This is a genomic window from Desulfosarcina cetonica JCM 12296 (genome assembly GCF_001311845.1).
In the GTDB taxonomy this organism is placed as follows: Bacteria; Desulfobacterota; Desulfobacteria; order Desulfobacterales; family Desulfosarcinaceae; genus Desulfosarcina; species Desulfosarcina cetonica.
In genome coordinates this window covers 1-10851 of the sequence record NZ_BBCC01000203.1, presented here as the reverse complement: position 1 = coordinate 10851, position 10851 = coordinate 1, and the positions used below count along the sequence as shown (strand labels likewise).

18 protein-coding genes are annotated in these 10851 nt (G+C 58.4%); 10 read left to right on the top strand and 8 right to left on the bottom strand.

Annotated features, from left to right (window positions below; genetic code table 11):
- Position 1 precedes the first annotated feature (1 nt).
- The 10 genes from JCM12296_RS50955 to JCM12296_RS28565 all read left to right on the top strand — a co-directional run bounded on the left by JCM12296_RS50955 (position 2) and on the right by JCM12296_RS28565 (position 5967).
- Positions 2 to 157, top strand: a complete 156-nt coding sequence (locus JCM12296_RS50955) for a phosphomethylpyrimidine synthase ThiC (protein ID WP_172684153.1) — start codon at positions 2 to 4, stop codon at positions 155 to 157.
- Between the two features lie 23 nt (positions 158 to 180).
- Positions 181 to 1701 (top strand): methyl-accepting chemotaxis protein, encoded by a 1521-nt coding sequence (locus JCM12296_RS28600; protein WP_054700197.1) that lies wholly within the window; start codon positions 181 to 183, stop codon positions 1699 to 1701.
- 11 nt (positions 1702 to 1712) lie between these two features.
- Positions 1713 to 1892 (top strand): hypothetical protein, encoded by a 180-nt coding sequence (locus JCM12296_RS28595; protein ID WP_157067974.1) that lies wholly within the window; start codon positions 1713 to 1715, stop codon positions 1890 to 1892.
- 280 nt (positions 1893 to 2172) lie between these two features.
- On the top strand, positions 2173 to 2748 hold the full coding sequence (locus JCM12296_RS28590) for a hypothetical protein (protein WP_054700193.1): 576 nt from the start codon (positions 2173 to 2175) through the stop codon (positions 2746 to 2748).
- Between the two features lie 99 nt (positions 2749 to 2847).
- Positions 2848 to 2970, top strand: a complete 123-nt coding sequence (locus JCM12296_RS48325) for a hypothetical protein (RefSeq protein WP_281492187.1) — start codon at positions 2848 to 2850, stop codon at positions 2968 to 2970.
- Between the two features lie 5 nt (positions 2971 to 2975).
- A complete protein-coding gene (locus JCM12296_RS46035; protein WP_246805023.1) occupies positions 2976 to 3161 on the top strand; it encodes a carboxymuconolactone decarboxylase family protein in 186 nt (61 codons plus the stop codon).
- Between the two features lie 190 nt (positions 3162 to 3351).
- Positions 3352 to 4443, top strand: coding sequence for a PEP/pyruvate-binding domain-containing protein (locus tag JCM12296_RS48320; RefSeq protein ID WP_054700191.1), 1092 nt, complete (start codon positions 3352 to 3354; stop codon positions 4441 to 4443).
- Entirely contained in the window at positions 4443 to 5393 is a 951-nt protein-coding gene (locus JCM12296_RS48315; RefSeq protein ID WP_054700190.1) for a PEP/pyruvate-binding domain-containing protein, read from the top strand. The genes JCM12296_RS48320 and JCM12296_RS48315 overlap by 1 nt, the downstream gene beginning before the upstream one ends.
- Positions 5390 to 5731: a hypothetical protein gene (locus JCM12296_RS28570; protein WP_054700184.1), complete on the top strand. Its 342-nt coding sequence runs from the start codon at positions 5390 to 5392 to the stop codon at positions 5729 to 5731. Before JCM12296_RS48315 ends, JCM12296_RS28570 begins: the two co-directional genes overlap by 4 nt.
- Positions 5704 to 5967, top strand: coding sequence for a hypothetical protein (locus tag JCM12296_RS28565; RefSeq protein WP_054700182.1), 264 nt, complete (start codon positions 5704 to 5706; stop codon positions 5965 to 5967). The genes JCM12296_RS28570 and JCM12296_RS28565 overlap by 28 nt, the downstream gene beginning before the upstream one ends.
- 11 nt (positions 5968 to 5978) lie before the next feature.
- Here the strand turns inward: JCM12296_RS28565 and JCM12296_RS28560 are convergent, their stop codons facing one another.
- The 8 genes from JCM12296_RS28560 to JCM12296_RS39070 all read right to left on the bottom strand — a co-directional run.
- Positions 5979 to 6770, bottom strand: a complete 792-nt coding sequence (locus JCM12296_RS28560; RefSeq protein ID WP_157067973.1) for a hypothetical protein — start codon at positions 6768 to 6770, stop codon at positions 5979 to 5981.
- Between the two features lie 17 nt (positions 6771 to 6787).
- On the bottom strand, positions 6788 to 7036 hold the full coding sequence (locus tag JCM12296_RS28555) for a hypothetical protein (protein ID WP_054700178.1): 249 nt from the start codon (positions 7034 to 7036) through the stop codon (positions 6788 to 6790).
- Positions 7037 to 7116: 80 nt separating this feature from the next.
- The gene (locus tag JCM12296_RS28550) at positions 7117 to 7458 is read right to left on the bottom strand and encodes a hypothetical protein (RefSeq protein WP_054700175.1); all 342 of its coding nucleotides are present in this window, start codon (positions 7456 to 7458) and stop codon (positions 7117 to 7119) included.
- Between the two features lie 17 nt (positions 7459 to 7475).
- On the bottom strand, positions 7476 to 8519 hold the full coding sequence (locus JCM12296_RS28545) for a sulfite exporter TauE/SafE family protein (RefSeq protein ID WP_054700173.1): 1044 nt from the start codon (positions 8517 to 8519) through the stop codon (positions 7476 to 7478).
- 19 nt (positions 8520 to 8538) lie between these two features.
- Positions 8539 to 8835: a DVU0150 family protein gene (locus JCM12296_RS28540; RefSeq protein ID WP_054700171.1), complete on the bottom strand. Its 297-nt coding sequence runs from the start codon at positions 8833 to 8835 to the stop codon at positions 8539 to 8541.
- Between the two features lie 394 nt (positions 8836 to 9229).
- Complete coding sequence (locus JCM12296_RS28535; RefSeq protein ID WP_281492188.1) at positions 9230 to 9922, bottom strand: hypothetical protein; 693 nt, start codon at positions 9920 to 9922, stop codon at positions 9230 to 9232.
- 57 nt (positions 9923 to 9979) lie between these two features.
- Entirely contained in the window at positions 9980 to 10504 is a 525-nt protein-coding gene (locus JCM12296_RS28530; protein WP_054700168.1) for a hypothetical protein, read from the bottom strand.
- A gap of 82 nt (positions 10505 to 10586) precedes the next feature.
- Positions 10587 to 10851 (bottom strand): hypothetical protein (locus JCM12296_RS39070; protein ID WP_218188332.1); only part of this gene is annotated, 265 nt, incomplete at its 5' end.

Here is a 10851-nt window from a genome sequence, read left to right as displayed (position 1 = left end):
AATGCTGAACCTGGCCATGGATCCGGAAAAAGCCCGCCGCTATCGCGAAAGCTCGGTCCCCGAGCATGCCGACAGCTGCACCATGTGCGGCAAGATGTGCGCCGTGCGTAACATGAACCGGGTGCTGGAAGGCAAGGATATTCAGCTGAACGATTAATGACTTGATGAAGAGCATATAAAATGAAGATTAAGACAAAGTTTGCACTGGTCATGGGGTTGCTTTTACTTTTCTCGCTGGTCATCACGTTTTACATTTCATATGCAACCATGAAAGCGGGAATCATAGAAGCCAAGGGTGAAATGTTTGCCAGAATCAGCAAAGATATCCTCGGCTTTATCGATCTTCAGCAAGAACGGGTGGAGAAGGGTCAAATATCCATTTTTAAAGCACAAGATGAAGTCAGGGAATATGTCAATGGACCCAAATTGCCCGACGGAAGCAGAGACGCTTCAAGAAGCAAAATGAATCTGAACCTGAGTGCCAAGGTCAAGGATCCCTATATGTATGTCTGGGCGATCACCTCCAAGGGACAGATCGTTTTGCATCCGTTTGAATCGGAAATGGCGAACGCCTGGGACTACAATATTGAGGGCAAGTATACGGTTCGAGATAGTTGGGGAAACCCAAAAATGACGGGAACGCTTTTCAGGGAAATTTGGCAAAATCCCGGAGAACCGGTCTATACGTTTTTGGCCTATCAAGTCTATTACAAACCGTGGGACTGGGTCATTGGAACCGGCGCAAGAGAAGAAATTTTATATGCCGACATGCGCAATCAAATGGTCGCCCGGTCCGCCGTTAGTGTAAGCGTGCTTCTGATTGTCGCCATAGCGATCGGATATTTGTCAACCAAAATGACAACGCGTTCAATTGAAAAGATAAACACGCTGATGGAGGATGTTTCTCAAGGGGATGGTGATTTAACCAAGCGGCTCGACATCACCAGTCGGGATGAGGTCGGAGAAATCGCCAGGAATTTTAACAATTTCGTCGGAACGCTCCAGGTCATGATCAAGGATATCGCCTTGAGTGCGGAAAACCTGGGGAGCTCATCGGAAACACTTTCAACCGTTTCGGTCCAGATGTCCGATAGCGCCGTTCAAATGTCAGACAAATCAAATACGGTGGCGAATTTCTCGGAAGAGATGGCCACGAATTTTACGTCCTTTACTGCCGCCAGTGACCAAGCATCCACAAACATCAATATGGTTGCAAGTGCAACCGAAGAAATGGTCGCAACAATTGGTGAAATTGCCCAAGTATCTGAAAATGCCCGTCAAGTAACGTTAACTGCAGTGACCCAGGTAAAAAGGGCAACGGACCGCGTGGTCCAACTGGACCATGCCGCCGACGAGATCGGGAAGGTCACCGAAGTCATCAGCGATGTTGCCGAACAGACCAATCTCCTGGCATTGAATGCCACCATCGAAGCGGCGAGGGCAGGTGAATTCGGCAAAGGGTTTGCCGTCGTGGCGAGCGAAATAAAAGAGCTGGCCAATCAAGCGGCGGCCGCCACGCAAGAGATAAAACATAAAATCAATGAAATTCAAGGAGCTACCGACACCACGGTAAAAGAGATCGATCAAATCAAATCCGTCATCACGGATGTCAATAGTATGGTGGACACGATCGCCACGGCGGTCGAAGAGCAATCGGTTACCACCAAGAAATTTCCAGTAGCATTGCCCAAGCTTCATTAGGCGTGACGGAGGTGGATAACAATGTAAAACAAAGCTCAACCGCTGCCCGCGATATTTCAAAGGAAATAGGTGATATCAAACAATTGGCCGATGAGATGAAATCCAGCAGTAATGACGTCAGCACAAGTTCCAAGGCATTGCAGAAATTGGCCGGGCAGTTAAAGATGCTAGTTGAGAAGTTTATTGTTTGATAAGTCACCTCGATGAACCTTGCCGGTTTTTTGGGGCCAACGAAGTCGGCCCCGGCCACCCGCCATCGGTGCGACCGGCGGTGCGTTTGAACCCGTGGAAATTTCCGAAAGCGGCGTGATTCGCACCTATACGGTGATTCGTGTCCTCCCCAAAGGCTTCGACCGATCGATTTTCCCCACTGCGAATATGGGTTGACGGATTCCCGGTGGCATGCCAAGTAGTATATAGATACGGATTTTGAATGGCATCGGGAATCGTCGGAACCGGAGGGGGATCGGGATGAAGAACGACTTTATCGATGATTTGATCCATTGTGTGCGGCGGGTCGTGGTGCCCAACACGGCGTTGCTGCGGGATGTCCTCGTCATTGGCGGCATGCCCGCCCCAACCCAGAATCTGCAGTACCTCAGCTACAATCGCCACACCACCGTCGACAGGGAACACACCTATGATTTTTCCGCCGTGGCGGTCATCAACAACCGTCGCGTCACGCACTGGCAGCTGCGCGGGTATGCGGAAAAGATCAGTCGCTGGGTCTTCAGCACCCGCTGGACGCGCAATCCGTTGGACCTGTTCCTCAACAACCTGCGCTGCGACCGCACGGTCATGGGCGTGCTGGCCGGGGCCGAGAGCGACTTCAGCCTGCTCGGTATCCTGACCAGCACCCAACTGCATGGCGGCGGAATCATCCAGCGGCCCGCCCAATACATCCGTCCGGTACTGGCGGTTCCCGGTATCGATGAGCGGGGATTGAGAATCCTCCAGGCCTTCGAAGCCGCCAACCGGATTAAGATGTGGGGACTAGGTGGGGTGAAGTTCTATCGCAAGCTGGGCGGTCAGATGGTGATCGCCTGATCCCCGCTTCCCACCCTTCACGATACTGCCCATCCGAATTCATGATTGCCGTTACGGAAACGGCATTTGCCCGTTGAACCTGGAAAAAGGAGAATCTTCATGTACTTGCCCAACGTTTACAAACAATTCAAGGACAACTACCCCGATGTTTTCAAGGACTACAAACAACTGGGGATTTCAGCCAGAAAGGCCGGGCCCTGGATGAGAAAACCCAGAATCTGATCAAATTGGGCATCTCTGCGGGAGTAAATTCGCGGGGCGGTGTCATGTCGAGCACGCGCAAGGCGATGGCCGCCGGCGCAACGGCCAAGGAGATCGAGCATGCCGTCATGTTGGCGTTGACCACCACCGGATTTCCGAACATGATTGCTGCCTTGAGCTGGGTGCACGAGGTTTTTGAAGAGGCCAAATAAGCTGATCTTTACGGACCCGTCAAAAAAAACATTTACAGCCGGTAAAAGGTGCTGACATCCCACGGCGACGGGAACGGGCCGCAACGGCGGACACGCCTGCGCCGTGGGATACTGCCATAACGATGGCACGGCACTTGCTTGATGATCCGGGGAGTTACCTGCCTTTTTCCCTCTACTTCCCGGAGGTCGCATGCGTTTGCTTGAAAAAATCAAATCCCTGTGGCGTGGAAGTGCGGTCGACGCGCAATCCCGCGAAGCGCTCATGGCCGCCTTCCAGGACAAATACGCCAATTTTCAAACTCTTTTGGCGTCCAATACCGAACTTCTCGAAATCATCGCCGATATCGAACGCAAACTCGACGGTCAGACCGTTTTCGGGCCGTCCTACATCGATGCCCAAAGCATGCGCTGCATCTTCCATACGGCCCGCATGGTGCGCTGTCTGGAACAGATGGGGGGGCGGCCGTATCCCGTGCTGGAGAAAAAGTTGACCGACATCTTCAGCCGCATCAAGGCCGAAACCGTCGCCCGGCCGGTGAAAACGCACGAAGACGAGCCCTTCGTGCTGCCCTATGCCGCCCTTGGCCAAAGCGCCGTGGACATGGTCGGCGGCAAGAACGCCCATATTGCCGAAATCATGAATGCCCTGGATATTCCCACACCCAGGGGGTTTGCCATCACCACGGCGGCCTTCCGTCACTTTATTCAGGCCAACGACCTGACCCCGATCATTCAAAAAATGAAACGCAAGGCCGACCTCATCGAGACCGAAACCATCCTTGAGATCAGCCAGGCGATCCAATCGCGGATCATGGCGGCCGAGGTTCCCCCGGACCTGGCCCAGGCCATCCTGGATGCGTATGAACGGCTGTGGACCGAGATCGGTGACCCGGGCGGTACTCCCGTGAACGTGGCCCTGCGCAGCAGTGCCCTGGGAGAAGACAGCACCCTCTCTTTTGCCGGCCAGTACCTGACCGTGCTCAATGTCCCGCGGGAGCGGATTCTGACCGAATACCGCCGTGTGATCGCCAGCCTGTTCTCCGCCCAGGCCATCGCCTATCGGCTGCACATGGCCATCACCTTCGAGGATGCCGTCATGGCCGTGGCTTGCCAGGAGACCATCGAGGCCGAGGCCAGCGGGGTGATGTTTACCCACAGCCCGGTCAATCCCATGGAGGACCGCATTCTCATCGATGCGGTCTGGGGACTGGGGCCCTTTGCCGTGGACGGTATCGTGCCGCCGGACACCTACGAGCTGATCAAGCGCCGGATCTTCGGTTGATGACCGCCAAGGCCGTGCCCAAGGTGAAACAACTCAAGGCCAATGCAAACGGCCAGGTCGAGGCGGTCCCGGTTCCGAAAGACCGCCAGTATCGCCCCTGTTTGAACGAATTCCGAATTCGCCGGTTGGCCACCTACGGACAGGCCCTGGAGGCCTATTTCGGTGGCCCCCAGGATGTGGAGTGGGCACTGGACCAAAAGGGCCGCCTGGTGATCCTGCAGACCCGCCCCCTCCGGATTCAAACGGCTGCGGCGGATTCGGCCCGCTTGGAAACGCCCTTGGTCAGCGGCCATCGTCTGTTGGTGGAAGGCGGCGATATCGCCTGTTCCGGCATCGGCTGCGGGCCGGTGTTCCATGTGCGCGGCGAGGCCGATGTGGCGGCCTTTCCCGACGGCGCGGTACTGGTCAGCCCCCTGGCCTCGGCCCAGTTGGTCATGGCCATGCCCAAGGCACGGGCCATCCTCACCGATACAGGCAATATTGGCGGTCACATGGCATCCCTGACCCGCGAGTACATGCTGCCCACGATCCTCAACTTGAAGACGGCGACCGGCGTACTGCCGGCCGGCATGGAGGTGACCGTGGATGCCTTCAGCGGCAGGGTCTACGAAGGCCGCGTCCAGGAGCTGCTCAACACTTCCTACAAGATGAGCGGTATCATGGCCGATTCTCCGGTCTATCAGGATCTGCGGCGGCGGGCCGATGCCATCCTGCCCCTTCATCTCACCGATCCCAAGTCCCCTGACTTCGACCCGGCCAATTGCCGGACGGTGCATGACATCATGCGCTTCATCCATGAAAAGGCCTATGCGGAGATCTTCCAGCTGGGCGATCTGGTTACCGACCAGGGCCGCCTCTCCGTGCGGCTGGATGCCCCTTTGCCACTGGATCTGTACATCATCGATTTGGGCGACGGGCTCAGCGTGGATGCCTCAACCTTTCCCGGGTGACCGCCGATCAGGTTATCTCGGTTCCCTTTGCGGCCCTGTTGGCCGGCATGCTTTGCGACGATCTGAAAAGCCGTGAACCGCGGCCGGTGAACCTGGGCGGTTTCCTGTCGGTGATGGGCCGGCAGATGCTCGAGCCGCCCAACCTGGCCCGGGAGCGCTTCGGCGACCGCAGCTATGCGATCATTGCCGACCGTTACATGAACTTCAGTTCCCGCGTGGGTTACCATTACAGCGTGCTGGACTGCTATTGCGGCAGGACCGATGCCAAGAACTACATCAACTTCCAGTTCAAGGGCGGCGCGGCCGAGACGTGCGGCGCGGCCGTCGGGCCCGGGTGATCGAGAGTGTGCTGAACCGTCAAGGGTTTCTGGTCAATACGGTGGCCGATCGGGTCACCGCGCGCTTTGCCAAGCAAAACGCCGCGGCGGTGGCCGGGAAACTCGACATGCTGGGTCGGTTGCTGATTTTCACGCGGCAGATGGACATGCTCATGCACAACGATGCCTTGGTGGACGAACTGGCCCAGGCCTTTTTAAACGGGAATTATCACTTGCGGCCGGAGGCGGCGGCCTGAGGGAGATCGCTTCACCTGTCGGTTTGCGTGGGCATCCGGCCCGTTTCCGGGCTTGAAGGGGGAGAAAAGCGAACATACCCGTCCGGCACGAGCGGCAGGGTCGCGTCCACCTGACCAAAAGCCATGCCCTTTTCGATGCGCTCGACGGTCATGCGGGTGATGGGCCGTCGATCCCTGTCCGTTACCTCGACCACGGCGCCCGGGGTAGTGGCAACGGTCGGTATCAGGGCGGCGGCCAGCTCCCAGTGATCCTTGCGACGGGCCAGTTTGACGATGGGCGACAGTCCCTGCTTGCTGAATTGCCGCTCCCGGTCATTGGCGAGGTAAAATGAGAGTGTCAGGCAGACCACCAATAGCGGACCGCTGGCGGCGGCCAGCCACCAGGCGGGAAAACCGAGGATACGCCGGATCAGGGACGGATAGCTGGCGTTCATGGCCCTTGGCGAGGAGAAAACCGTTATGCGGTAGATCGGAATGTGGGCGGGATCGGTGTCCGCACCGCTGTGGGCGCTCAGGCGATAGACCCCCTCGGCGGCCTTTGGCGGCACGGTCACCTCGCCCCGCCAGAAACTGCCCTTGACTTCCGCGATGGTTAATTGCAGGCCGGGGTCAACGAAGTGAAACCGGACGTCTTCGGGATGGCGAACCGGACGGTAGAGATTGCCGCTGACGGAAAGACGGGTACCGGGAAGGGCGCGAAAGTGGTCCTTGGGGTCCAAATGGCCGCAGATGAAGGTATCGGCGGCCGATACCAAAAAGAGAACCCCGATGATGGCGCCGCACCTGGCGATCAACCGACGCAAGGATCGGCGCCGGACGATCATTGTGCTGCGCGGTTGCCGGGGGTGTTGCCCAGGCGACGCACCAGCATCCGGGCGCCCACCAGGGTTGCACCGGCCACCGGCAGAAAGGTTTTCAGGAAGAAGAGCGTCAGGGTGTCGGGATCCTGCTGGCCCAGGTACATGCAGACGGTCAACTCGACCAAAAGCATCAGGTTCATGATCACCACAACGGTGTGCTGGCGGCCGTTGAGGCGCTCCTCGTTGGCGATCTGGCGGGGTTCGAACATGGCGGGACTCCTTTTCTGCGATGCAAGGGTTCGGCCGGCCGGCGCCGGGTGATGCGGACGCCTGCCGGCCGTCTACCGGCTTACTTCTTTCTCAAATCCTGCTTGGAAACGTTCATGACCTTGAGGCCCGAGCGCACGCTGTCCTTCTCCACCCAGGCCAGACGCAGAATGTCGCCCGGCTCGGGATGGATGCCGATGGCGGCCGTGGAGACATCGAAGATCTCCGTCGCACCGGTGGACTGGCCGTAGGGGAATTCCTTGCTGAATTGGGTATCGTAGGCCTCGATGGTGAGCTTGTGGGTGGCCTCATCGTACTGGATGCACTTTCCCTGGCTGACCTCGGCGGCCATCACCGGGCTGCCCATCAAGCCCACGGCGATGGCGATAACCATCAGGCTGGCTGCAAGCGTTGCTTTCTTCATAGATATTCCTCCTCTCATCAGACGCGCACGGTCACCTGTTCGCGGTTTTTCTTCTCCCTCAGCTCCTGGGCGGCGCCTCGGAACATGATCACCATGATATAAATGCAGATGATACCGATGGTGCCGAGGATCAGGACCGCCGCCGAGGTCTGGAATTTGAATTGCTTGAGGATGATGCTGATCATGCAGCACAGCACGGCGGAGCCGAAGGCCAGGCGGATGCCGTAGCCCTTGGCGTACTTGGTGGCCACGGTACCGATCTGGGCGCCGATGGCCGCGCCGGTGAGCATGACGAAGACCGCCACCAGTTCGATGCGACCCTTCAGGGTGTAGGTGAAGGCGCCATAAAGGCCGGAGATCATGACCTCGAACAGATCGGTGCCCACGGCCACATGGGTGGGAACGCCGATGAAGTAGATCAGGGCCGGCATGCGCAACAGGCCGCCGCCGATGCCCAGGAAGCCGGCCAGCACGCCGGTGATGAAGGAGACCACCATCGGCAGCCAGGCCGAGCAGTAGATTCCCGACGCCTTGAAGTGCATCATCGGGGGAATGTTGATCTTGTGCAAGGTCTTGTACCAGGTGAACCCCTCGGTGCCTTTTTCGCCGTCGGCAATCCCCTGCTTCTTTTTCTTTACCGCCTTGGCATAGTCCGAGAAGACCATGACGGCGATCAGCAGCAGGAAGACGACATAGACCCAGCGCACCACCGGGCCGATCCGGCCAATGCGCTCCAGATACATGACCAGTTGGGCACCGCATTCGATGCCCACCATGGTGCCCACCACCATGACGAATCCCAGTTTGTAATCCACGTTGCCGAACTTGGAGTGCCGGATGGTGGAAATCATGGATTTGCCGGCGATGTGGGCAATGTCCGTGCCGATGGCAAAGGCCATGGGGAAACCGAGGATGTTCAAACCCGGGGTTACCATCCAGGCGCCACCCATTCCGAAGAATCCGCCGATCACGCCGACGGAGTAACCGATCAACACCAGGCCCGGCCAAAAGATATCCACGCCGGCAATGGGCATGTACATATAAAGCCAAGATGCATCCATATGCGCGCTCCTCCTTGGATTAATGTTCGACGATCTTGCGGGATTTGAGATCCAGCCCCGTGCGTGACATGATGAAGTCCATTAAAAAACCCAGCGTACAGCCCATGGCCACTGTCAGGACCACGGTCCAGATGGCGAACATGAGGATGTCGCTGTTGTACAGGTCGGCGAAGTAGTGCATCACGCCCGTCACCCGCCGGGTGTCCGCCACGACCACGATGTTGCCGGCCGCCTCTCCCGAGGCCTGCGCCACCGCCGGCAGCATCACCCAGAGTGCTGCCAGTACTCCCCTGCATCGGTTGAAGATTCCTCTCATTATATCCCTCTCCTTTGTTTTCGGGTTGATCACCGGTGCCGCTCGCCGTTGCGCTCGTGATGGATGGGGTCGGCCACCGGTCTTGTTTTTTGTCCCCTGTTGGGCTGCAGAGGTGAGCAACTGTCGTGCCATGGCCAAAAGGATCCGGATTCCGGAACGAAATCAAGGCGTCGTCAAGAGGACGGGTTTTACTCCTCTGACAGGGTGTTTTACAGTCGTCGGGAAGTATTTGACAGACTGGAAAGAAAGCGGACAGGTCGGGGGGGGTGGATTTTGCGCGCGGGCTCGTAAATGCCCATCTGAAGCGAATCGAGAGGGAGCAGGGGATGTCTTGTGAAGATCGCCGGGTCTGCCCCCCGTTCTGCGCCAGGGAACGGAGGGATTCAAGCTGCCTTTAAACGGTTTTGCGCACCACCTGCGCACCGATCTGCTGGAAGCGGTTTTCGATGTCGAAGTGGCCCCGGCCGATCTGGTAGACATTGCCGATGGTGGTGACATCCGGGCAGGCCAGGCCGGCCAACAGGATGCACGAAGCCGCGCGGATATTGTCCGGTTGGGTGTCTCCCCCCCGAAAAGTGGTGGGCCCGTTGACGATGGCCAGGCCGTCCTCTTCGACCAGGTCGATGTCGGCGCCCAGTTTGCGCAGTTCGGCCACCTGGCTGAAGCGTTTGTCGAAAATGCGTTCGCGGATATAGCTCTGGCCGTCGGCAATGCACGACAGGGCCATGATGGCCGGCTGAAAGTCCGTCGCGAACCCGGGGTAGGGGCAGGTCAGCACGTTGACCGGCTTCAGCCCCTGGCCCGGCGAAGAGACATCCATGACATGCCCGTTGACCCGGATCTCCACGCCCATCTGCATGATCTTCTCCGTCAGCAAACGCAGATCCTCGGGAACCGCCCCAATGATGGAGACCTTGCCTCCGGCGATACCGGCGGCCATCATGAACAGGCCGGCATCCAGGCGGTCGTTCATGGCGTAGTAGTCGGTGGACGCAAGGGCGCCGACCCCCTCCACGGTCAGGGTGCGGGTGCCCAGGCCGTGGATCTTGCCGCCCATGCTGATCAGAAACTTGGCGAAATCATAGATTTCCGGGTCGCGCCGGCGTTTCGATGATCGACACCCCTTTGGAAAAACTGGCCGCCATCATGAGGTTTTCCGTGCCGGTATGGCTGGGAAAGTCGAGATACAGGTTCGTGCCGGTAAAATTTTCACCACTGATGACAAAGGCGTCGCCGCTGGTGATGGTGGCCCCCAGGCGGGCGAAGCGCGGTAGTGGTAGTTGAGGTTGCGGCTGCCCAGCGGACAGCCGCCCACGCTGGGCAGGCGGACCTCGCCCAGGCGTTTGAGCAGGGGCGGGATGAAGAGCACCGACGCGCGCAGCCGGCAAGTCAAGGATTCGGGCAGGTCCGAGCGGGTGAGGTGGGTGGCATCCACGCAGACCACTTTTTCATTGGAAAAATAGTCCACCCGGGCGCCCACGTGACGCATGATCTCAAAGGCCACGAGAATATCGTTGAGCGGCGGTACGTTGCGGATAACGCTGCATCCATTTTCGGGGAGCAGGGCGGCGGACAGCATGGGCAGGATGGCGTTCTTGGAACCCTGCACGCACACGCTGCCGTTCAATGGGCGGCCTCCCTGGATTTCGATAACTTCCTGAACGGTCATGATATATCCTTCTTTTCGGATTCGCCCTGGAGCCGTTGCGCGGCTGCCGGACGGTTGTGGGTGAAGGTGATAAACGCGCTAACTAGACACAAATGAATGACCACGGCAACCGCTTTTGCCGTCGGATCACGCCGCTGTCCGCCACACAAAGGGGGGATCCACCGCAGCGCCGTTGGCCGGCCCGGCGGGAAAGGTCAACGATGATCGGTTGTTTCGCTGCTGCCGCCGGAAACCGGCGTTTTCTTCGGGTCGCTGGATGGCCCTGGGGCGGTCGATGCCGTGTGTTCTGATGGATCGTCGTCATCGGCACGTTTTCCGGCCGCCCACCACCCAACGGGCCAGGTTGC